General features: G+C 68.2%; 17 protein-coding genes. 10 read left to right on the top strand and 7 right to left on the bottom strand.

Translation table 11 applies throughout. The annotated features are described in order from the left end of the window. The first annotated feature begins 224 nt into the window (after positions 1–224). The 3 genes from NXI30_22725 to NXI30_22735 are packed head-to-tail and all read left to right on the top strand — an operon-like array spanning position 225 to position 3,305. A complete protein-coding gene (locus NXI30_22725) occupies positions 225–863 on the top strand; it encodes a TetR/AcrR family transcriptional regulator (protein MCR9097045.1) in 639 nt (212 codons plus the stop codon). Continuing rightward, positions 860–3,091, top strand: coding sequence for a molybdopterin-dependent oxidoreductase (locus tag NXI30_22730; protein ID MCR9097046.1), 2,232 nt, complete (start codon positions 860–862; stop codon positions 3,089–3,091). Before NXI30_22725 ends, NXI30_22730 begins: the two co-directional genes overlap by 4 nt. 13 nt (positions 3,092–3,104) lie before the next feature. Then, positions 3,105–3,305: a hypothetical protein gene (locus NXI30_22735; GenBank protein ID MCR9097047.1), complete on the top strand. Its 201-nt coding sequence runs from the start codon at positions 3,105–3,107 to the stop codon at positions 3,303–3,305. Between the two features lie 5 nt (positions 3,306–3,310). On the opposite strand, the gene NXI30_22740 is transcribed toward NXI30_22735, so the two are convergent. The 6 genes from NXI30_22740 to NXI30_22765 all read right to left on the bottom strand — a co-directional run bounded on the left by NXI30_22740 (position 3,311) and on the right by NXI30_22765 (position 13,068). After that, a complete protein-coding gene (locus NXI30_22740) occupies positions 3,311–4,954 on the bottom strand; it encodes an FAD-dependent oxidoreductase (protein ID MCR9097048.1) in 1,644 nt (547 codons plus the stop codon). A 27-nt stretch (positions 4,955–4,981) separates the two neighbouring features. Continuing rightward, complete coding sequence (locus tag NXI30_22745) at positions 4,982–6,400, bottom strand: hypothetical protein (GenBank protein ID MCR9097049.1); 1,419 nt, start codon at positions 6,398–6,400, stop codon at positions 4,982–4,984. Positions 6,401–6,435: 35 nt separating this feature from the next. After that, complete coding sequence (locus NXI30_22750; GenBank protein MCR9097050.1) at positions 6,436–7,350, bottom strand: methyltransferase; 915 nt, start codon at positions 7,348–7,350, stop codon at positions 6,436–6,438. Between the two features lie 114 nt (positions 7,351–7,464). Next, complete coding sequence (locus tag NXI30_22755; GenBank protein MCR9097051.1) at positions 7,465–8,937, bottom strand: WS/DGAT domain-containing protein; 1,473 nt, start codon at positions 8,935–8,937, stop codon at positions 7,465–7,467. 28 nt (positions 8,938–8,965) lie between these two features. Continuing rightward, a complete protein-coding gene (locus tag NXI30_22760) occupies positions 8,966–11,341 on the bottom strand; it encodes a glycerol-3-phosphate 1-O-acyltransferase (GenBank protein MCR9097052.1) in 2,376 nt (791 codons plus the stop codon). Between the two features lie 245 nt (positions 11,342–11,586). Beyond that, positions 11,587–13,068: a patatin-like phospholipase family protein gene (locus NXI30_22765; GenBank protein MCR9097053.1), complete on the bottom strand. Its 1,482-nt coding sequence runs from the start codon at positions 13,066–13,068 to the stop codon at positions 11,587–11,589. Between the two features lie 68 nt (positions 13,069–13,136). Between NXI30_22765 and NXI30_22770 the strand changes: the two genes are divergently transcribed. The 4 genes from NXI30_22770 to NXI30_22785 all read left to right on the top strand — a co-directional run bounded on the left by NXI30_22770 (position 13,137) and on the right by NXI30_22785 (position 17,290). Beyond that, positions 13,137–14,012, top strand: a complete 876-nt coding sequence (locus NXI30_22770) for a lysophospholipase (GenBank protein ID MCR9097054.1) — start codon at positions 13,137–13,139, stop codon at positions 14,010–14,012. A gap of 89 nt (positions 14,013–14,101) precedes the next feature. Further along, a complete protein-coding gene (locus NXI30_22775) occupies positions 14,102–15,529 on the top strand; it encodes an HAD-IB family hydrolase (GenBank protein ID MCR9097055.1) in 1,428 nt (475 codons plus the stop codon). Positions 15,530–15,563: 34 nt separating this feature from the next. Continuing rightward, a complete protein-coding gene (locus NXI30_22780) occupies positions 15,564–16,565 on the top strand; it encodes an NAD(P)H-dependent glycerol-3-phosphate dehydrogenase (GenBank protein ID MCR9097056.1) in 1,002 nt (333 codons plus the stop codon). 41 nt (positions 16,566–16,606) lie between these two features. Continuing rightward, positions 16,607–17,290 carry a hypothetical protein gene (locus NXI30_22785; protein ID MCR9097057.1) on the top strand — a complete coding sequence of 228 codons (684 nt, stop codon included), beginning with the start codon at positions 16,607–16,609 and terminating at the stop codon, positions 17,288–17,290. A gap of 6 nt (positions 17,291–17,296) precedes the next feature. Here NXI30_22785 and NXI30_22790 read toward each other — a convergent pair whose 3' ends face one another. Next, positions 17,297–18,463 carry a nitronate monooxygenase gene (locus NXI30_22790; protein MCR9097058.1) on the bottom strand — a complete coding sequence of 389 codons (1,167 nt, stop codon included), beginning with the start codon at positions 18,461–18,463 and terminating at the stop codon, positions 17,297–17,299. Positions 18,464–18,574: 111 nt separating this feature from the next. Here NXI30_22790 and NXI30_22795 point away from each other — a divergent pair, with 111 nt between their 5' ends. The 3 genes from NXI30_22795 to NXI30_22805 all read left to right on the top strand — a co-directional run bounded on the left by NXI30_22795 (position 18,575) and on the right by NXI30_22805 (position 23,072). Beyond that, on the top strand, positions 18,575–19,417 hold the full coding sequence (locus NXI30_22795) for a TauD/TfdA family dioxygenase (GenBank protein MCR9097059.1): 843 nt from the start codon (positions 18,575–18,577) through the stop codon (positions 19,415–19,417). 74 nt (positions 19,418–19,491) lie between these two features. Further along, positions 19,492–21,123 carry a hypothetical protein gene (locus NXI30_22800; protein ID MCR9097060.1) on the top strand — a complete coding sequence of 544 codons (1,632 nt, stop codon included), beginning with the start codon at positions 19,492–19,494 and terminating at the stop codon, positions 21,121–21,123. A 194-nt stretch (positions 21,124–21,317) separates the two neighbouring features. Then, positions 21,318–23,072, top strand: a complete 1,755-nt coding sequence (locus NXI30_22805; protein ID MCR9097061.1) for an acyltransferase — start codon at positions 21,318–21,320, stop codon at positions 23,070–23,072. The last annotated feature ends 134 nt before the right edge of the window (positions 23,073–23,206 follow it).

The following is a 23,206-nucleotide window of genomic DNA, read 5'->3' on the forward strand; positions in this document are numbered from 1 at the left end:
TACGGGGCACGCATCGCGTTTTCTCGAAGTGGAAGCGCACGGGGCGATCTGCGCAGTGGAGTGCCCGGACTGGCGGTGTCGTGTACTCCGCGAGGCCCCGAAGGTCTCCTTGCCCGGTCCGCCGGGGTCGGTCGCGTCGGCGGCCCCGCCTGCGTTCGCGCGCGTATCCGATCGGCTCGCGAAATTTATATACATCGATGTATGTATTATGATAGCCTCCCGCCATGGCTCCCCGAACCCAGGCCGATCGATCCGCCGCAACGCGCGGCGCCTTGATCGACGCGACCCTCGCGCTCCTCGTCGAACGCGGCTGGGCCGGGATCACGTCCGTGGCCGTCTGCGAACGTGCGGGGCTGACGCGAGGCGCCTTCGTCCACCACTTCGAGGGCCTTCCGGACCTCTTCGCCGCCGCCCTCGAGCGCCGATACGCGGACCTCTCGGCGACTGCGCCCGGCGACTCGCCGGTCACGTCGATCGTCGAGCTGGTGGACGACATGTGGGCGCGCGTGGTCGCGACCGACTTCAAGGTCGTGATCGAGGCGTGGCTCGCGGCGGCGAACGATCCGTCGCTACGTGACGCGATCGGACCGGTCGTGGAGCGCTTCTCGAAGCTCGTCCAGCCGGAGGTCCGGTCCGACCTGCTGCCGGACGACGAGGCGCAGGCGTTCTTTCTCATGGTGCGCGAGACGCTGATCGGTCTGGCGGTCGGTCGCGCGACGAATCGCGGCCGTCCCGTGGCCCACGAAGCCACGGTCCTCGAACACCTGGCGCGGCTCGCGCGCGAACACGACGACCGCCGCGAGCGGCCGTCGCGCGATCACGTCGCCCCCGTCGAACGGGCGCGACCGGAGGACGAACGATGAGCGCAGCCCACGCGCCCGTGGACGGATCCGAGACGAAGACCGGCTACTCGGTCTGCACCATCTGCGACATCGGGTGCCAGCTCCGCTCCGAGTCCCGGGACGGCAAGCTCGTCCGGATCAAGGCGCACGACTCACCCGCCGTCGCCCGCAACATCTGTTACAAGGGAACCGCCGCACCCCACATCCACGATCACGCGGATCGCCTCCGGGTCCCGCTGAAGCGCGTCGGCGAGCGGGGCGAGGATCGCTGGGAGGAGATCTCCTACGCGCAGGCCATGGACGAGATCGCCGAGCGACTCGGCTGCGTCGTCGACACCTACGGCCCGGAAGCCTTCGCGGTCTCGACCTCCGGCTGGAACACGCAGACGACCCACGGTCTCGATCGTCGCTTCATGAACCTGCTCGGATCGCCGAACTGGACCTCCGGCGTGTCGCTCTGCGCCGGCAACACCGCGGCCGTGAACCGCCTCACCTACGGCTGGTTCCCCTTCCCGGACATCGGTAACGCCAGCTGCATCGTGCTCCTCGGCCACAACCCGCGAAAGCACTCCTGGACGCCGATCTTCAACCAGATCGAGTCCGCCCGAAAGCGTGGCGCGGAGACGATCGTCGTCGACCCGCGGGTCTCGAGTCAGGCCGAGCGCGCGACCCTCCATCTCCAGATCAAGGCCGGTACCGACGCCGCGCTCCTGCTCGGCTGGACGAAGGTCATCATCGACGAAGGGCTCTACGACAAGGACTTCGTCCGGGATTGGTGCGTCGGCTTCGACGAGCTGAGCGAGCGGGTCGACGAGTATCCCCTCGCCCGCGTGGCCGAGATCACCGGCGTCGACGCCGAGTCGATCGCGCGAGCGGCACGCATGTACGCGGCGGCGGACGGCGCCGTGATCCCGTGGACGCCGATCACCGACCAGCAGATCGACTCGACCTCGAGCATCCGCCTCCAGGCGATCCTGCGCGCGATCACCGGCAACCTCGACGTGGTCGGCGGCGAGACCCTCGGCGGCCTCCACCCCGGCTACCGGACCGAGGCCGATCTCCAGCTCCACGACGCGATCTCGCCTGCGCAGCGCGCCAAGCAGCTCGGCTACGAGAAGCATCCGGTCTACACGTACCGGACGGCCGAGATCCTGCGCCCCTACATGAAGAAGGTGTGGGGACGGGAGTGGGTGGATCAGGTCATGGGTTGCCACATGGCGAACCCGAGCGAGCTCTTCCGCGCGATGGCCGAGGGCGATCCCTATCCCGTGAAGGCGTTCTTCGCGCTCGGGAACAACGCGCTGCTCTCGTATCCCAATCAGCACCAGATCCACGAGGGCATGCTGAATCAGGACCTGATCGTCGCCCACGAGATCTTCATGACGCCGACGGCGATGCTGGCGGATTACGTGATGCCCGGCGACGTCTTCAGCGAGCGCAACCACGTCGCTGACAGCTGGTCCTGGAGCAACCGGCTGAGCCTCTCCGAAGCGGTCGCGAAGCCGCCCGAGGAAGCCAGCTCGACCTTCCGTTTCTGGACCGACCTCGCGCATCGAATGGGACTCGCGGAGCACTTCCCCTGGCAGACGCTCGAGGACGTGATCGACCACCGACTCGAGCCGTCCGGGAAGACCTTCGAAGCGTTCCGCGCCACGACGGTCATGGACTTTCCCGTCCCTGCGTTCCGCAAGTACCGGAAGACGGGCTTCGCGACGCCGTCCGGCAAGGTCGAGCTCGCGTCGTCGATCCTCGAGGACCTGGGCTTCGACCCCGTGCCCTATCACCGCCCGGCGCCCTCGACGAGCGCCGAGTACCCGTACCTCGTCTTCTCGGGCGTACGCGAGGATCCCTTCTTCCAGACGGGCCAGCGCAACGTCGGCGTCCTGCGCCGTCGCTGTCCCGCGCCCCGCTTCTTCCTGCACCCCGAAGACGCCCTGCGCGACGGTTTCGTCGAGGGCGACTGGGCACGACTCGAGACCGCCCACGGCGCGGTCCACGCGAAGGTCAGCCTTCGGGAAGAGATGCGACGCGGACACCTCCGGGTCCCCCACGGCTGGTGGTATCCCGAGACGCGCGGTGGAGACGTCGCCCTCGCCGGGGCGTTCGTCTCCTCGGACGCGGTCCTGACCGCGGACACCGACGACCTGATCGACTACGAGCAGGGCATCCCGCACTTCCGCGGCTACCCGGGCCGGCTCGTCGCCTGCGATCCGCCGGCGGGGATGTCGAAGACGACGCTCGAAGGCTGAGGGGGCGCCGGCCATGACGACCCGAAGCGCCTGGGATCAGAAGCTCCGCGAGCTCAAGTCGGGACTGATGGCCCGGATCGCGGGCCGGGCGATGACGAAGGGCGAGACCGGGCTCGACGGTCTGGCCAAGTCGCTCCTGAAGCGCGGTGGCGGCGAGGTCCCGCACGATCCCGAGCTCGACCACCCCGAGGACTGGGATCGTCCGATCGACTGAATGCGTCAGCCGGTCTGGAGATCCTTCGCGGGCTGCGCGGCCGCGTGTCGTCCCGCGAGATAGCCGAACACCACGCCGTTCCCGATCGTGCCGCCCCCGCTCGGATAGGCCCAGGCGAACGTGTTCGCGGCGGTGTTGCCGGCGGCATAGAGGCCCGGAACGACGCCCCCGCTCGCGCGGCGGACGCGCCCGTCGGGATCGATCCGGGGCCCGCCGTTCGTGCCGAGGGTCGCGGGATGGATCTGGACCGCGTAGTAGGGCGGGCGGTCGAGGGGACGGACGCGGCCGGGCGCCATGATGCCGGCGCGGTGGCGATCGAAGTCCGGGTCCTCGCCCTTCGCGGCATGCTCGTTGAAGCGCGCGATCGTCGCCTCGAAGCGTTCCGGGTCGACGCCCATCTGGCGAGCGAGCGCGCCGAATCCGTCCGCCTTCGGCATCCATTCCGGCGCGGGATCGTCGGGGCCGACGCCGACGACGGTGAGGCGCGACTTCACGCCGTGATCGAAGACCTGCCAGCCGGGCGCCTCGTTCGGGAAGCCGACCGCGGTCGGGTCGAAGCGGCCGAAGGCCTTGGGGAAATCGTTGTAGGGGAGCGACTCGTTGGCGAAGCGGTCGCCGTGACCGTTCACGATCAGACTCCCGGGCTCGCCGCGGCCCGACTCGAACTGCGCGATCGGGACCCCGTCCCGCGTGTCCTCGGGGTCGACCATCGCCGGCTGCCCCCAGTACGAGTTCATGTTGCCGAGAGCGGCGCCCGCCTCCATCGCCATCTGGAGCCCGTCCCCCGTGTTGTTGGGCGGCGAGAGCGCCATCAAGTCGTACCCGATGAAGGCGCGGACGAGCTCGCGATTCCATTCGAAGCCGCCGCAGGCGAGGACCACGCCTCTCCGCGCCCCGAAGTGGACGTCGCGCCCGTCCTGCTGGCAACGCAGGCCGATGACCTCGCCGCCCTCGCAGATCAGCTCCCGTGCCGGCGTGGACGACAGTGCCGCGACGCCGCGATCGAGGAGCCCCCGGAAGAGCCGGCCGATCAGGGCGGCCCCCTTGGCTCGTACGTCCGCCGCCTCGCGTCGCGCGATCTCGTCGCCCATCTGCAGCGCCTGGCCCGACATGTCCTCGCCGAGAGTGGTCACGCCCCCGAGATGGGGGTCGGCGACCCGACTGCTCAGCCGGTCCTTCCATTCTCCGAGCTCGCCCGGAGCATCGAAGAGCACCGGCTCGACCGAACGCGCCCCGGGCCGTCGGCCCGGTACCTCGTAGGGGAAGTAGTAGTCGGGGAAATTCGGCACGGTCTGCATCTCGACCGGCGTGTGGGCTTCGAGGTAGCGGAGCGCCTCGGGTGCGGCGTCGACCCAGGTCTCGATCAGATCGGGGTCGTAGGGTCGTCCCTTCGCGAGATGGCGGATGTAGGCGATCGCGTCCTCGCGCGAGTCGTCGACGCCGGCTGCGGCCATGTGGTGGTTCTGCGGGATCCACATGACGCCGCCCGAGATGCCGGTCGTGCCGCCGAACCGATCGGCCTTCTCGACGACGAGGACCTCGGCGCCGCCGTCATGGGCGAGCGTCGCGGCGGTGAGCGCAGCGCCGCCGCTCCCGACGACGATCACGTCCGCGATTCGGTCCCATTGCTCGGGACGGCCTTCGATCATGGTCGGGCTCCAGGGTTCGTGCCGGTCTCAGGCGAGGATCGGGTCCAGCCTGTGGAAGAGCGGGTTCTCGTCGTCCGGGTCGGTTCCGGCGACGATCATCGAGAGCCGGAGGACCTTCCGGTGGAGCAGGCGCACCAGCGCCTCGTCGCGGTCCGGGTCGCCCGCCTGGATGAACGCCATCAGCGCCGCGTCGGCATCGCCGGGGCTCGAGAAGCGACCTCCCGTGAGCCGCTCGATGTCGGCGATCGTCTCCGCTTCGTGCCAGCTCCGGTAGCGCGAGTAGTTGCGCAGGAAGTTCGGAATCGCCGCGAGCAGGTCGCGCTCCCATTCCTGGAAGGCGCTCGAGGTCGGGAGCTGGGCGATGTCGACGAGCATCTTCTCGAAGCCCGACGCCTCCCAGGGCTGCACGGTGGGCTCCGGGAGATGCAGGTCGTCGTCGAGGGGAAAGCCCTGGAGCTCTGCGATCGCCTCGAAGGCGCGGCGGGAGATGCTCGCGTACTCGAGCACGCCCTCGATCCAGTTCGCGCCCCGGGCCTGCGGGTTCATGAACGTGGTCGCGGCGATCGCGGAGAGCTGGAGGAAGTTGACCGTGTGGTAGGAGACGACGGGGAGATCGACTTCCTGACCGGTCACCTTCGCGTACTCCCGGTAGAGCGCGGGGATGTCGCCCATGTTCTCGTAGGGATGACGGCCACGGAAGCACGCCAGGTCCCAGTGGGTGTCGCCGATCGCCGCGATCTCGAAGTCCATGAGTGCGAGGACTTCCGGACCGCGCGACATGAACTGTCCGGCGTCCCCGGCGAGGAAGCGGGCTTCGGTCCGGTGCTGCGGGACGTTTCGGCGCAGCCAGAGCTGGAGGAACTCGAGGCTCGAGTCGATGCCCTTTGTGAACTGGCCGATCCGATACATCCGCTCGGTCTGGCGGAGGGCGATCTCCTCGGCGGTCTCGAGCGCCTTCATCCCCTTGATGTGGGTGAACTCGGCGACGGGGACCTCGTGGATCTTCGCGAGATGACCCATGTACGCGAGCATCGCCTGCCAGCGGTCGTCGGTCATGACGGTCGGGTCTTCGATCGCCGTGTGGAGCATCCCGGGCGCCCGATCCTCCGTGTCGACCCAGTCCATCACGAAGGCCTTGGGCTCGTCCATCCAGCCGTAGATGTGCGGCACCAGCATCCCGTTCTTCTCGAGGACCTGCATGACTTCCATCTCGAAGCGGAGGTCGTCCTCCCCGGCGATCGGTCGGTTGCCGCGGACGAAGACCACGTCCTCCGCGCCGTCCTTCGTGAAGTCGACCTTCCACTGCGGGCGCCATCGCGCGAGCCGTTCGACCCCCGTGACCTCGCCGCCGAGGTGTTCGGCGACCCAGGCGGTGATCCCCGCACGCTGTTTCGCTTCGAAGGCGTCGTGGTCGATGGACGTGTCGTGTTCGGTCGTCTCGGTCATCGGGTCTCTCTCGAAAGCGGGTCTGCTTCGCCTTCCTATTTCGCCTTCGCGAAGAGAAGGGTCGCGCGGTCGCTCTCGCCGATCGCAACGTACTTGTCACGGTCGACGTCTCCGAGCCGGAGCGAAGGGGGCAGCGTCCAGACGCCCTTCTCGTAGTCCGCAGTGTCGTTCGGGTTGGCGTTGACCTCGCTCTTTCCGACGAGCACGAAGCCGTGGACCGACATCAGCGCGATCACGTCCGCTTCGCGCAGGTAGCCCTTGTTGCCGTCGCCGTAGGCCCAGGGCGAGTCGGGCTTCGCGCGGTGCTGCACGATCCCGACGAGGCCATCGTCCTTGAGGAGCGTGCGGAGGCCGCGCAGCTCCCCGTCGGCGATGTTCCAGCGCAGCAGGTTGTGGACCATGCGCGGGATCACGATCCGGTCGACGGTTCCTCGGGCGTCTTCCGGGATGTCGGTGGTGTAGTAGGCGGCGACGCGATCGGCGGGAACGCCCGTCATCTGCTCGACCTGTGCGGGGAAGCCCGTGTCCCAGCCGGCGAGGGCCTGCTCGAGTCGCTCGATGCCCGTCTGCTCGCCACGGAAGGACACCCCGACGTAGCGACCTTCCGAGGCCACGTAGGGAGCGAGGATCTTCATGTACCAGCCGCCGGCCGGGGCGTACTCGGCGACGGTGTGGTTCGGCTGGACGTCGAAGAAGCGGAGCGTGGCCTCGGGGTGGCGATAGCGATCCCGCTCCGTGTCGTCGCCGCGCCGTTCGTCGGCGATCGCCGCGGCGAGCCCGTCGAAGTCGCCACTCGGTGCGAGAACCGGCGGAGCGTCGAAGTCGCCACTCGGTGCGAGAACCGGCGGAGCGTCGAAGTCGCCACTCGGTTCGACAGCCGGCGGATCGTGGGTGGCGCAGCTCGCGAGGACGAGCAGACTGGTGGAGAGGGAGAGAGCGGCGAGTTTCATCGACGGCGGCCTTTCCTTGTGGGGCGAGCCGGATCGTCGCATAGCGCGCGCCCTCGGACCATCGCGTCGTACGACGCAATCGGAGGGGAGGGCTCGGCGCCGGACGTGGACGGTTCAAATCCGCCGGACGGGGGCCTCCGCACCGTCGGCCAGGGCGAGGACCTCGCTGAAACCGTCGACGAGGCACTGGGCGAAGAACTCCGGATCCGTCACCGCCGCCCGGTCGACGTTCACGCCGACACAGCAGAGCGGGCCGTGGCTCACCATCGAGATCATCGTGGCGCAGCCCGGAAGCGGACCGAAGCCGTAGACCCGCTCGAGCTTCGCGCCGGCGACGTAGAAGTCCTCGCGAAAGCCCGGGACGTTGCTCGCCTGAAGATCGTTCGAAGCGGTGAGCGTTCCGGAGAGCGCGCCGAGCGCCGCCGCCGGCAGACGCGACACGATCGGCGCGATCAGTCCCATGGCGTCCATCGCCGGCTCGCCCCGGGCGTTGCGCACCATCGCGCCGATCTCGCGCATGCGCTCGGCAGGATCGGGGATGGCGACCGGTCCGGCGAAACGCGCGCCGGTGAACTGGTTTCCGCCCTCGGGATCATCGGCCTTCCGGATCGAGATCGGGATCGCCATCGGGATCGAGTCGATCTCCATGCCGAACTTGGCGTGGTAGAGACGGAAGGCGCCGAGCAACGACGCCAGGAACGCATCGTTCAGCGTGCCGCCGACGGTCTTCGCTGCGGCGCGCAGGTCCGCGAAGCGGAGATCGAGCGCGATGAACTTCCAGGCCATGCTGCGCTCCTTGAGGAGCGGAGACCCTTCGACGCCGCCGTCGCTCATGACGCGCCCGGCGCTCTCGATCAGCTCGCGCGCCTCCTTGACCCGCGCCGCCGGGTCGCGCATCAGCCCGAAGAGGTTCTCGGCGCCCCGGAACAGACCGGCCGCGCTGGAGGCCGCGTCGTCGCGGAGCTGTTGACGGAGCAGATCCGCGGGGCGCACCCATTCGGGCGCCGGGGCCGCGGGCTGGGGCTTGTCCGGGTTGTGCTCGCGTTGGCTCGAGTAGAGCTCGGAGAAGAGCTGCGTCGCCCCCATGCCGTCGGTGGTCGAGTGGTGGAGCTTGACGACGATCGCGGCGCGCCCTTCGGGCAGCCCCTCGATCAGCAGGACCTCCCAGGGCGCCCGCGACCGATCGAAGGGGGTCATCGCGAACTGCTCCGCGCACTCGAAGGCGTCGCGCCAGGTCGCGTCGCCGCCCGGACGGATCCGCCGGACGTGGTAGTGGAGGTCGAAGTCGGGATCCGTGACCCAGCGCGGGGTCCCGAGCCCGAAAGAGGGCTCGACGACCTTCTGCCGGAAGCGAGGTGCCATCCGGGTGGCCCACTCGCAGGCGGCGACGAAACGATCCCAATCCGGTGCGCAGTCGAGCACGCCGAAGCTCGTGATCGTCGACCGCAGGCGTGGATCCGCTTCGCCGCGCCACATCATGGCCTCGATCGCGTTCATCTCCCGCGACTTCCCCCAGCCGAGAGGACGGTCGTGGTGGGTCGGGCGCGGATCCTGCCGGGGCGGGGTTCGGTCGTTCTCTTCGGTCATGAGTGCTTCCCTCCCGGACGGCGTCGAATCAATCGAGCGCGCCCGCCATGCGCTGCTGCGCGAGCGCGTTCACGACGCGGATGCGCCGGATCGTGTCGCGCACCTCCTCGACGAAGAGGGCGCGGTCGGCCTCGACCGCCGTGCCTTCGCCGGCCATCAGCCCGCGGTTCTCGGCCAGCTTGATGCCGTTGTCGAGCAGGACCTTGGAGACGGACTCCGGGCTGCGGATCCGGCGCTGGAGCGTGTACTGCTTGCCCCAGGACAGGCAGTCGGAAAGGAGGTCCGCGCGGTCCTCGACGGCCTCGCCGCCGGACATGTAGAGCCGGTCGGCGACGATCTGATAGGCATCGACGAACGCGCGAAGCGTGCGGTGTGCGTGATAGGGGCGGATCCGTTCGAGCAGGTCCCGGGCACCGCCGGGCCGGATGATCTCTTCCTTCCAGGCGGGTGAAGTGAAGCCGATCTCGGACTCGATCTCCTGCGCGAAGACCTCCTTGTCCGAGAAGAAGAACTCGAACTTGAGGAGGTCGCGCAGGCGCATCGCCTCCTCCCAGAACGCCTCGAGTCGCCGGCCGTCGTCCTGCTCGCTGGCACTGACCAGCGCCACTTCGACGATGGCGCCGTTCAGCAGGAAGTGGATCAGCGTGTTGCGGTAGTAGGCCGCCGCGAGGTGCTGTCCGTCCTTGATCGAGTAGAGCAGCTCCGGTCCCTCGTCGAAGCGCTGCAGGACGCCGGTCCGGACGAGGGGGTCGAGGGTCGTCTGGACGTCCTCCTCGGTCTCGAAGTCGAGCTTGGCCGTCGTCGGGAGCCCTCGCCGTGAGACGAAGCTCGCCAGGTTGCGGAGCGCGAAGAGGATCTCGCTCACGCTCATCGCGCGGTCGCCGCGCCCGAGGAGGGCGAGCATGCCGAGGGCGATCGGTGTGATCGGCGTGACCCGGTTCATGCGCGCGCAGACCTCGAACGCGAGCTTCGGGACCGCGAGATCGTCGAGGGGAAGCGCGTCGCCCTGCGGCGCGCCGAGGGCCTCGCGAAGGGAGAGCGGGTCACCGAAGGAGATCTCGATGCTGCCGTATTCGCCGCCGAGGCGCGCGAGGTACTTCGCGAACCAGACGGCGTTCTCCGCCTGCTTCGTGCCGCCGCGATCCTCGTAGGAATAGTCGGTGACCTCCGAGATCTGATCGTACGCGATCGAGATGGGGAGCAGGATCACGTCGTCGCTCTTGCCCCGCCAGAACGAGTCGACCACGTACGAGAGCATCCCGTAGCGCGGGGGCAGCAGCTTGCCGGATCGCGAGCGTCCTCCCTCGATGTACCACTCGAGCGGGAAGCGTTTCTCGACCAGAAAGTCGATGTAGGCGCGCAGCACGAACTTGTAGACCGGGTTGTCCGCGAAGGTGCGGCGGATGAAGAAGATCCCGGCCCGGCGGGCGAGGGGGCCCAGCGGGAAGAAGTTCATGTTGATGCCGCCCGCCGTGTGGGGCGGCGGGAGACCGTCTTCGTGGAGCAGATGGAACACGACCATGTGGTCGACGTTCGATTTGTGGGTCGGGAGGAAGACGACCGGGTGCTGCTGTGCGAGCGCGCGGATCTCGGCGAGGCGACCCCGGTCGTAGCGGACCGCGTCGTAACCTCGGGTCGCCATCGAGCGCGAGAGACCGGCGAAGACGTCGATCATCCGCGGGCTGTGCTTGGCCGCGATCTCCTTCAGGTAGCGCTGGGCGGCCCGTCGAACGCTCGCCGAGGACTGGCCCGTCTCTCTCGCCAGCTTCTCGAGACCGCCCTGGAAGGCCGGCGTCGCGAGGATCTGTTCGTGGAGGAAGCGCGCCACCTTGTAGCGCGCGTCGCGGGATCTGCGTTCGGCACGGTCGAGGGCGAGCGCGGCCTGCCGGCTGACGAAGCGCGACAGCCCGACGGTCTCGCCGAGGTCCGTGCCCGCCGCTGCGCGCCAGCGTTCCCGAAGCGCAGCGACCGTCGCCGGCTCCGCGGCGACCACCTGGCAACGCTCCGGCCGGAAGCGCCGGATGAATCGTTCGCGCAGCCGTCCCGGATCGCGGTCGTCCCCGAGTCGGAGCAGATCCCAGAGGCTGGCCTCGTGCTCGGTCGGGTCGACCTTCGGGAGCCACAACACGCGGAGCGGAGCGAGGTAGGCATCGTCGCGAGTCGCCAGGATCGGATCGAGACCGCTGCTGTCGCGGTTGCGTTCGGGGCGGCGGGTCGAGGCGATCGCGACGACGTCGCTCTCCGCGAAGGGCGTGCCCTCCGGACGGTGCGCATCGATCCACTCGTGGAGGATCCGCTCTTCGAGGGCGGACGCCGCGTCGAGGAGGAAGACGACCTCCCGCCCGGGGCCGACCGGCCAGTCGCCGAAACGCTCCTGCGTGCTCACGCTGTCCCGGTCCGTCATGCTCGGCTCCGAAGGGCGGGCCTCGCCCGCTCGAGCCTCGCATTCGAGGGGCGTCTGGGGGGCGACGACGCGCTTGGTCCATTCTACACCGAGCAGTGACTCCGACGAGCATCCTCGAGCCGTGTGGGAGCGACGAACGTTCGTTCAGCGCGGCGATCGAACCGCCCGACCGGCATCGCGTAGGCAGCGGGCAGCCCGTCGAACGATCCCCGCGGAGCCAGGTACGCTGATTCTCCGACGACCTGCTAGGCCGCGACCCAGCGCACGCGCTCGAAGAACTTCTGGATCCGGGGGAGCTCGGCGGCCATCTGGCGCCGCCCCCAGGCGAAGGCGCGGTCGAGGCGTTCGGACGGGGGGATGAGGTCGATCGGCGAGAGGGTGGGGGCGAACTCGATTCGGCGATGCGCATAGCGATCGTTCGGAGCGACCTGGAGAGCGAGCACGCGCGTGAGGGGCTGCATCCACACGTGACCCGGCGAGAATTGGGGGTGGAGGCTGTCGAAGGCCAGGTAGTAGGCGTTGCGCGTGCCGATTCGCCCGTCGCGAACCTGCCGCCACGCGGGGCCGCTCGGAACGTTGTTGGCGACGCCTCCGTCGACCAGGGCGACGACGTTCTCCCGCTCCAGGAGGGACGTGAGGGCCGCGTCCATCGTCGGATCGTCGCGGGTCATGTCGTAGTGGAGCATCCCCGGGATCGCCGCCGAGAACCCCACGCAGTCGATCGCATCGAAGAGCACGGTCTCCTCGTCCGCCCCGAGCACGATCTCCTTCGCGACGCGCGGGTTCACGAACTGCACCAGGCGGACGAGCTGAACGGCGATCTGCGCGCGCATCTGGAGGGGCGCCGGACGTTGGTCCTCGTGCAGGTGATGGGACGCGGCGTACTGCTCCGGCGTCTCGCCGAGGGCATCCGGGCGGATCCCCGCGACGACGGCGTCGAAGGGGATGGCGAGATCGCAGAGCCGGAGCGCCGTCCCGTCGGGCCGGCCCGCCATCGCCCGGAGCGGGTCGCCGATCGCGCCGGAGAGGTAGAGCCGGGCCATGCCCGGGAAGCCGAAGCGGGTCTTGAGGCTCACGAACCGGAAGATCTCTTCCGTCGCGATCGACTTGGCGATCCGCGAGTACGTGTCGAAGTCGACGTCCTTCGCCGCCGCGCGGAAGAGGCCGAGGACCGCGCCCATCGAGGAGCCGACGAGATAGCCCGGGACGATGCCCGCGCGCTGCAACACGTCCCATGCGCCGAGATAGACCCACGCCGAACCGCCTCCGCCGCCGGCCACGTTGACGAGGGTCTTGATGCCGATCTCCTGATCCAGGTGACGGGCCGAGAAATCGTCGGCATGGGTCTCGAGGACCTCGCTCCGCGCCCGGTCGACGAGCGCGCGCTGCCGGGCGAGGGCCGCGGAGGCCGCTTCGACGGCGCGCAGGCTCTTCCGCTCGCGGAAGAGTGCATCGGCGATCTCGCCGAGAACGGCCGCGCGAAGCCGCTTCAGGGCACGGGACCGGACGCGGACCTCGGGATGGCGGGAGCGCCCGTGCTTGACCGCGGCGCCGGGCTGGAAACGGTCGAGGCCCGCCAGCACGACGGCGTAGCGGAGGCGGTGCTCCTCCGGGCGCGAGAGCACGCCCGGGTGCTCGAAGAGGCCCTCGACGACGCGCGTCTCGATCCGCTGGAGCCGGAGCTGCTCGTCCTCGTGGACGTCCGGAGTCCGTTCCTTGTTCGCCATGCGGCCCGCGAGACTAGCAGGATCCCGACGCGCGCCTCCGCGCACGCGATCGGCGGTATGCTGGCGCCATGACGTACTCGCTCTCTTCGATGTCGCGCGGAGACAAGGGGCAGTGCCCCGCGATCCACTGCTGGGAGCCCGCGTCGTCGCCCGAGGGTGTCCTCGTCGTGGCGCACGGCATGGGCGAGCACGCCCTTCGTTACGCGCGTTTCGCCGAGGCCGCGAACGACGAGGGCTTCGTGGTCTACGCGATCGACCATCGGGGCCACGGCGGGACCGTGCGTTCCGAAGAGCAGCTCGGGGACTTCGGCCCCGACGGATGGCGCGGTGTCGTCGACGATCTCTCCGCGCTCGTGGATCGCGTCGGGGAGGCGCACGCGGCGCTCGACGTCGTGTTGCTGGGCCACTCGATGGGCTCCTTCGTCGTGCAGCACTATCTGACCGAGTCGAGCGACCGGATCGCCGCCGCGGCCCTGTCGGGGACGACCGCCGTCGACCTGATCACCGCGTCCCCGCCCGACCCCGGGGTCGACACCTTTACGGCGATGAACGCGGCCTTCGCGCCGAACCGAACCGCCTTCGATTGGCTGAGCCGGGATCCGGACGAGGTCGATCGCTACGTCGAGGACCCGCTCTGCGGCTTCATGGTCGAGGGCGCGTCCGTCGCTTCGATGGGGGAGGCGGCGCAGGTCTTCTCGCGTGCGGAGGCGATCGCGGGCGTTCGTCCCGATCTGCCGATCTACCTGTTCGCCGGGGATCGCGATCCGGTCGGGGCCAACGGGCAGGGCGTGGAGCTCGTCGGGTCCCGCTACCGCGAGGCCGGCGTCGAGGACGTCGTGGTTCGGCTCTACCCGGAGGCGCGGCACGAGCTCTTGAACGAGACGAATCGCGAGGAGGTGACGAGCGACTTCCTGGCGTGGGCTCGTCGCTTCCTGCGGAGCTGAACACCGGGGCGACGCACGGTCGAGGGCCTGGCGCCCGTCGGGGGCGATCCCCTCTTGTGTCGGGACGTGCGGACGGGCATGCTGACTTCATGCCCCCCCTCCACGAACGCCTCACCCGCGAGATTCGCGAAGGACCGAGCGGCTCGAAGGTCGGCGCGTTCTTCGACCTCGACCAGACCCTGCTCGCAGGCTTCTCGGCTGGCGCGTTCATGCGCGAGCGGATGCTGTCGGGACGAACGACGCCGCGCGAGGTGATCGACGGGCTCTACGGGACGCTCTCCTTCGCCGCCGGGCGGACCGGATTCTCGGGCCTCATGTCCGCGACGACCGCCGCCTATCGTGGTCTCGCGGAGAGTGTCCTCGAGGAGATCGGAGAAGAGGTGTTCGTGAAGCACCTCGCGACGAAGATCTATCCGGAGTCACGGGCGCTCGTCGAAGCCCACCAGCAGGCGGGACACACCGTCGCGATCATCTCGTCCGCGACCCGCTATCAGGCGGCTCCCCTCGCACGCGACATGGGGATCGAGCACGTCCTGTGCACGGAGCTCGAGGTCGAGAACGGCATCTTCACCGGCGAGGTCGTCCATCCGACCTGCTGGGGCGAAGGGAAAGCCGACGCCGCCCGCGCGATCGCGAATCGCGAAGGCCTGGATCTCGATGAGAGCTACGCCTACACGGACAGCCATGAGGACCTGCCGCTGCTCGACTGCGTGGGGCGTCCGCGCCCCCTCAACCCGAACCGGCAGCTGGCACAGATCGCGAAGGAGCGCCGCTGGCCCGTTCGCCGATTCGAGAGTCGCGGTCGGGCAGGGTGGGGGGACATCGTCCGAACGGGTCTCGGCTACGCGAGTCTCGGACCGGCGGTCGTCGCGGGCGCGACGGCCGGGCTGCTGAACGGCTCGATGCGCGAAGCGATCAACGTGGGCTCGGCGGTCTGGGGCGACCTCGCGACTTCGTTCTCCGGCGTCGACATCCGCGTCGAGGGCGAGGAGAACCTCTGGAAGGAACGGCCGGCGATCTTCACCTTCAACCACCAGAGCGGGCTCGATGCGGTGATCATGATGAAGCTGATCCGCCGCGACGTGACCGGGGTGGGCAAGAAGGAGCTCCAGTCGACGCCGATCATGGGGCCGATCTTCACGGCGGCGGGGGCCGTCTTCGTCGATCGCGCGGACACGGGCAAGGCGATCGAGGCGCTTCGGCCGGCGGTCGAGGCGCTCAGGGAAGGGCGCTCGCTCATGATCGCGCCGGAGGGCACGCGCTCCCTCACGCCTCGCCTCGGACGCTTCAAGAAGGGCGCGTTCCACATGGCGATGCAGGCGGGCGTGCCGATCGTGCCGGTCGTGATTCGCAACGCCCTCGACGCGTTGCCCAAGGACGGGACGGTGATCCGGCCTTCGACGATCGAGATCGTGGTCCTCGACCCGGTTCCGACCGACGACTGGAAGGTCGAGACGATCGACGATCACATCGCCTCCGTCCGACGACTCTATCTCGACGTCCTCCACCAGGACTGACCGGGCTCCCGAAACCGGAAGGCGGCGCACGACGATGAATCTCAAGGTCTCCGTTCTCGGAGCCGGTTCCTTCGGAACCACGATGGCGCACGTGATCTCGCGGAACACACCGACGCTGCTCTGGTGTCGCCGACGGGAGACCGCGGACGAGATCAATCGTGATCACCGGAACTCGGCCTATCTCCCGGACTCGCCCCTCGCCGACTCCCTGCGCGCGACGGGGGATCTCGAAGAAGCGGTCCTCGAGGCGGACGTCGTCGTGATGGGGGTGCCCTCGCACGGGATGCGCTCGACCCTCGAAGAGGTCTCGAAGCACATCCGCCCCTGGGTTCCGGTCGTCAGCCTCGCGAAGGGACTCGAACCGGGCTCGCACCTGCGCATGACGGAGGTGATCCGGGAGGTCCTGCCGGACCACCGCGCGGGGGCGATGACGGGGCCCAATCTGGCACGCGAAATCATGGCGGGCTTCGCCGCCGCGAGCGTCGTCGCCTTCGAGGACGTCGAGCTGGCGCGCCAGCTGCAGTCGGTCCTCCACAGCGGCGTCTTCCGCGTGTACACGAACACCGACGTGATCGGATGCGAGCTCGGCGGCGCGCTCAAGAACGTGATCGCGATCGCGACGGGGATGGGCGACGGACTCGGCGTCGGCGACAACACGCGAAGTGCGGTCATCACCCGCGGACTCGCCGAGCTCACCCGGCTCGGCGTCGCGATGGGTGGGGCGAGTGCGACCTTCGCCGGGCTCGCGGGGGTCGGCGACCTCGTCGCGACCTGCACGAGCCAGAAGAGCCGCAATCGCTTCGTCGGCGAACAGCTCGGCCTCGGCAAGACCCTCGACGAGATCATCGCCGACATGAACCAGGTCGCCGAGGGCGTGAAGACGAGCGCAGTCGTGATGGAGCTCGCCGAGCGACACGGGATCGAGATGCCGATCGCGCAGGAGGTCCACGGCGTCCTCTACGAAGGGCGGACCGCCGAGGACGCCTATGCCGGGCTCACCCGACGGGTGCCGGGCGCCGAATACGACGTGAACTGAGCGCACGAGGCGTGCGGGTCCATCCTCGCTAGGATCGACGCGTGTCCTGGCTCTTCCGAATCGTCGCGATCGTCCTGCTTTTCGGAGCAGCGGCCCTCTATCAGCTCTTCCTCTCGGCCCGACCACCGCTCACGATCGATCCCGCGACGCTGGCCGGCGACGGCAGCGCCCTCGACTACTGCGTGCTCCCTGAGCTCGATGGGAGCGGTCGGTCCTCCTTCGAGATTCCGAAGGGGAACACGCCGGGCTGCGGCTACGAGCACTTTCCGCTGCCCGTCCTGGCGGACTGCACCGAGCCGCTCCCCGAGAACGCGACCGACATCCGCGGGCTCTGGATCGGTGTCGAGGGCGGTCACGTCGGTCACGTCGAGCGGGTCGAGCAGTGCGGAAGAAGGGTCGTCGTGACCTCTTCGGGGATCATCCACGACTACGGACCGAACAGCACCGCGGGCCTCACGACCAACGACACGGAGGGGAGTGTCCTCTTCACGATCGGCGAGCGGGAGTTCTGTCCTCGCACCTCCGCGAGCATGATCTGGAACGAAGGCGTTCTCGACTTCCACGTCTTCGGCTGGGGACCGGTCGTCGTGCGCCGCTACCTGGACGGCGAGCAGCTGATCTGGGAGTACGCGGACGGGAGCACGACGCGGATGGATCGGATCTGCACGCTGCCGGAGAGCGAGAAGGTCCCGGCGCCGCGCGGACGAAGACTCACGCTGTTCTGACGCGTCTCAGACCGCGACCTGGATCCGGGACTTCAGCTGCGTGTCGAGGGCCTCGGCCGCTTCCGCCACCATCTCTTCGAGGATCTCCGCCGCGGGTCGCCGCTCGTTCAACATGCCCGAGGTCTGTCCTGCGGCGTTCATCAGGAGCTCGTTCCGACCGGCCTGCTCGACGGAGTACTGGAGATCGCGGATCAGGACGCCCTGCGCGCCCATCGGGAGCGCCTGCAGGCCTTCCCGCTCCCAGGCCTCGATCAGCGGGTTCGACACGTTGCGCATCGTCTTGCCGCTGTAGAGCCGGGTCACGACCGTGTCTTCGGCAGCGGCCGCGAGGATGCGGTCCTTCTGGAGGTCGGGCTGGTTCGCCTCGTTCGAGACGAGGAACGCGGAGCCGCACCACGCGGCTTCCGCGCCGAGCGCGAGCACGCCGGCGAGGGCACGACCGCCCGCCACACCGCCGGCGGCGATCACCGGCGTGGGCGCGACGGCCTCCATGACCTGGGGCAGCAGCGCGAGGGTGCCGATCCGGCCCGTGTGTCCGCCGGCTTCGGTGCCCTGGGCCACCACGTAGTCCGCGCCGTCGGCGGCGACCTGTCGTGCGGCCTTCACGGTTCCGACGAGGGAGAGGATCGTCACGCCGTTCGCCTTCAGCGCGTCGGCGAAGACCGCCGGGGTGCCGAGGCCGGAGGCGAAGACGGGGATCCCTTCTTCGATCAGGACCTCGATCTGCGATCCCGCCCAGCTCTTGCCCGGCTCGATCCACTGGCCGAGGACTTCGTTCTCGGGCGGAGCCTCGAGGAGCTCGATGTCGAGGGAGGCGGCGATCCGCGCGATCGCGTCGCGATGGCTCTGCGGGAGCTGGTCGGCCCTCGGGGCCGTCGGCACGACGGCGTCCTTCGGCTTCGGGACGAGGAAGTTCGGCGAGAGGAGGAGGTCGACGCCGAAGGGCTTGTCCGTCAAGGACTTGATCTTGCGGATCTCCGATCTCAGGTCGTCCGGGGAGTAGGCGACGCCGCCGAGGACGCCGAGGCCGCCCGCATTCGAGACCGCAGCGACGAGCTCGCCGGTCGCGACGGGCTCTCCGGTGCCCGCGACGGGGCCCATGCCGGCGAGGATCACGGGGTATTCGATGCCGACGCGGCCGCAGAAGGCGGTGCGGAGGGTGGGGCGGGACATGCGGCTCTCCTGGAAGGCGGGGAGGTGGGCGCTTCGAGCATCGCCCGGACCGTCTCCGCGATCAACGCATTCGGCTAGCTTGGAGGGAGTGACCAGGGAGGCGTGAACGCGATGGGATCCTCGATTCGAATCGAACCGGCCGCCGCCGGCTGTGGCGCGGTCGTTCACGGCGTCGATCTGGCGAAGATGGACGACGAGACCTGGGGGACGATCCATCGCGCGTTCCTCGATCACGGCGTGATCTTCTTTCGGGACCAGGATCTCGCGCCCGACGCCCACATCGCGCTGGCGCGCCGCTTCGGCCCGATCGTCGTCAACAAGTTCTTCCCCGAGTCCGACGTGCGCGCGGAGATCGCCGAGGTCCGCAAGGAGCCGGAGCAGCAGACGAACATCGGCGGTGGCTGGCATACGGACCACAGCTACGACGAGGTTCCCGCCAAGGGCTCGATCCTGGTCGCGCGGGAGCTCCCCAGACAAGGGGGCGACACGCTCTTCGCGAACATGCACGCCGCCTACGAAGCGTTGTCCGACGGCCTCAAGAAGACGCTCTGCACACTCCGCTCGGTCCACTCGAACGACCACCTCTACGGCGAGGACGGGATCTATCACAAGACGGATCTCGCGGGGATGCTCCAGGGCAAGGACCTGGTCGGGCGGGCCGTGCACCCGGGCGTGATCCGCCATCCGGAGACGGGGCGACCGGCGCTCTACGTGAACCCGGGACATACCCGCGGATTCGAGGGATGGACCGTGGAGGAGAGTCTGCCCCTGCTCCAGTTCCTCTATTCGCATGCGAGCAGCGATGCGTTCACCTGCCGTTTCGAGTGGGCCCCGGGGTCGGTCGCGATCTGGGACAACCGGTCCACCTGGCACATGGCGATGAACGACTACCACGGCGAGCGGCGTCTCCTGCACCGCATCACCATCGACGGCGTTGCCCTGGAAGCCGCCTGACCCGTCGGCCGCAGGTCCTGCTACGCTCGGGCGGGCCCCGGCTGAGGGGGTCTTTGGCCACGGATCGGATCAGAATGCAGAACACCCAGGATCATGATCTCCTCGGACTGAACAAGGCGGCGGAGGCCCTGCGGGACGCGACCGACCGCCTCGTGGAGATGCTGCCCGGGGACTGCCTGCTGCGCTCCTCCGACGCGGTCGAGCAAGAGCGGGACGAGCCCCCGCCGTCGCGGCCCTCGATCCTGCCGAAGAACTTCCTCCTCGAGTTCGTCGCCGGCACGTTCGGTCCCGCCTCGAGCGGACGCGGCTTGATGGACCACCTCGAGAACGAGGAGAACGTCCGCCGGATCGTCACGCGAACGAACCTGGGCATCATGGCTGCCCAGGATCTGGAGGAGAACTCGCGGCGCAAGCTCGAGGACGTCCAGGTCACCCGCGCGGTCAAGTGCAAGCACACGATCCAGAAAGTCGTCGACCACCTCGAGAGCTCGGTGAATCGCGTCGAGGACCGTCCGCACGTGATCCGCGAGATCTTCAACCTCGACGATTCGACCCTCGGCCTGCGGATCGCCACGGAGATTTCGGAGTCCCACTTCCTCGAGCGGCTCGCCGACGAGGCCGCCGAGATTCCCGAGATGCGCTTCGCGGTGCTGCGATCGGCCGAGACCCAGGCGACCTTCGAAGACATCGAGCGTCGCTTTCGCACGGAGCTGGCCTGCTTCCTTCCCGATTTCGAAGTCGATACCGACGGGCAGCGATCCGAGATCACCGACGACAAGGCCCTGAAGATCATCAACCGGATCTTCGACGCGTTCGCGCCCCGCATGATCCTGATCGGCCATAGTCAGGGCGGGCTCGTGGCGCTTCGCGCGATGCAGCTGGGGATGCAGCAGGTCCGGGTGAAGGACAAGCGTCGCTTCCTCCACTCGCCGCGCAGCGGCCGCGTCCATCGCTACAGCGCGGTCGCCCTCGCGATCGGACTGGGTTCGCCCTTCGATGGGATCGAGAGCAGCCCGAGTCTCGTTCCGGGAGGAGGCGGCGAGCGCCTCGACCCGCAGAATCTGCCGGGCTACGTGAAGCGCTTCATGCCGGGCGTCGCACAGATGCTCCACGGGAGTCCGTTCCTTCGGACGATGCGCCGAGCCTTCATCCCCTTCGACTGCACCGCGATCTCGATCGCGAACCCGAAGGACGGCCTGGTCGACCTCCACGGCACGCTGCTGCCGGTCGGCGACTTCAAGAACATGCACAACGTCGAGGTCCGCTCGACGGGGCGCTTCGACCTGGCGGACATCGCCCCGGAATCGGCGCGCCCCGCGCTCGATCTCTGGCCCATGACGCGATTGCGCGCGGTGTTCAACGAAGAGGACCGCTTCGAAGGATTGCGGGAGCATTGCTCCTTTCTCGTGGATCTGGGCGAGAACTGGGATGTCGACCAGGGCGAGATCGTGCGGAAGATCTTCGACGACGAGAGCGCCGAGAGGCTCTTCGACGAGATGATGTACGAGGTCAACTTCGACGGCTTTCGCGAGCAGCTCATGGCGAACCTCCTCTATCGCCTTCGGACGGCCAAGCCCGAGGAGCGCGACTCCCTCGCCTGGATGGCGCCGCGCCTGCGCGACATGATCCGGGACGAAGCGCTCCCCTTCCTGAACAGCCTCGACAAGCGCGCCGCGCTCGCGCTCATGTACATCGAGCCGCAATAGGCGGGAGCGGGGTTGCCGAAGCTCGAGTACGCAACGCACGTGCACGCTGCATGCGTCGATTCGTGCAGCGCTCGGCAAAGAGAAGGTAGTCTCGCCGAACCCGAGAGATCGCGCGCGGCCGCTCGGGGCAGCCGAAGTAGAATGCTGGCGCTCAAGGCCTGCGCGCGTGCGCGCGGTCGGTTTCGGATGGTGCCATGCCCGAGTTCTTGAGAGCGAGCGACTACCGAACGGACATCGACGGGCTTCGCGCGCTCGCAGTCATTCCGGTGATCGCCTTTCACTCGGGCTTCATGCCGAACGGCTATCTCGGCGTCGATGTCTTCTTCGTGATCAGCGGATTCCTGATCACGGGGATCATCTACCGGAAGCTCCAGGCCGGAGACTTCTCGCTCGTCGACTTCTATCTGCGTAGAACGCGACGCATCATTCCGCTGTCGCTCTTCGTCAGCGCGATCTGCCTGCCCATCGGGCTGCTGACGATGCTGCCCGACGATCTGGAGAATCTCTCCCAGTCGGTGGTCGCGACGAGTCTCTTCGCGAACAACGTCCTGCAGTCCATCACGACCCGGGACTACTGGGACGTCGTCAACGAGTACAAGCCGTTGATGCACACCTGGAGCCTCGGCGTCGAGGAACAGTACTACCTGGTCTACCCGTTCCTGTTCCTGGCTCTCGGCCATGCCCGCCGGAATCTGCTCGCCCCCATTCTGATCCTCGCCACGGGGGCCTCCTTCGGACTCTTCCTGGGCCCCTTCGACGACTTCCAGAAGTTCTACTGGATCCCGTTTCGTTTCTTCGAGCTCTCGCTGGGCGGCCTCGTGGCGATCCATCTCGGTGGTCGCGTGGTCGAACATCCGGCGACGGCGATCCTTCCGGTCGGTCTACTCGCCCTGATGGTCGCCCCGTCCGGCCTGATTCCGCCCGAGGTCGCGCTCGTTTCGAGTGTTCTGCTCAGCGCAGGCATCGTGGCTTCCGCGAACTCGTCGTCGCGCGTGGCCTCGCTACTGCTCTCCAACCCGATCTCGGTCTGGACCGGAAGGATCAGCTTCAGTCTGTACATGTGGCACCAGCCCGTACTCGCCTTCGCTCGCTACGCCTGGGTCCAGGATTTCGAGCCGGAGCACCTCGTCGTCTTGTACGCGCTCACGCTGGGCCTCTCGGTACTCACCTACGCATTCGTCGAACAGCCGTTCCGGAACAAGCAATGCGTCGGCACGCGGACGCTGCTGATCGTGCTCGGCGCCGGAACGCTCGTCGCGAACGCCGGCGCTCTCTACCTCTACGTGAACGCGGGTGTTTGGAAGGACATTCCGGAGCTGGGGATCACCCGGGGCGAGGTCGTCCGGAATCAGCACGCCCTCTACAACGATCGGATCCATGAATACGATCGCGATTTCGTCGACGACGGTCGGCTGAAAGTGCTCGTCGTCGGTAACAGCTTCGCGCGAGACTGGGCGAACATCCTGCTCGAGTCCCGTCACGCGGATCGATTGCAGATCTCCTACATCTACAATCCGAAGGCGGACTCACCCGTCTCGGAGCGCGCTGCAGTAGCCGACGTGTTCTTCTGGGGAACCCCGAGCCGTGAGAAAGTGCTGCATTTCGGCGTGGATCCCGATGCCCTCTGGGCCGTCGGAACGAAGAACTTCGGAACGAACAACGGCATCTTCTACAACTATCGGGGCGACGACTATCTCGAGCAGCGCACGCACATGCAGTCGGGGACCCTCGAAGAGAACGACGCGTTGCGGCGGATCTGGGGGGATCGCCATCTCGACTACATCGAGCTCGTGATCGACGACGACGGGCGTGTTCCGGTGTTCACGCCAGACGGGATGTTCATCAGCCAGGACACCCGCCACCTCACGCGCGCAGGGGCGCGGTATTTCGCGGCGCGCTTCGACGCTCGGCTGGACGCGATCCTCGATCTTCCCTCCGGATCCGACTAGTTGTGGGACCTAAGCAGCTTGTTGACGGTATTCCCTGAGCCGCTGCATAGGCGTCTTCTTGCCGAGCGAGCGATGGGGTCGCTCATGATTGTAGTGCTTGACCCAGGGCCGCAAGCTTTCGGCACGCATGGCTG

This window comes from bacterium (genome assembly GCA_024742285.1).
In the GTDB taxonomy this organism is placed as follows: Bacteria; Myxococcota_A; UBA9160; order UBA9160; family UBA4427; genus UBA4427.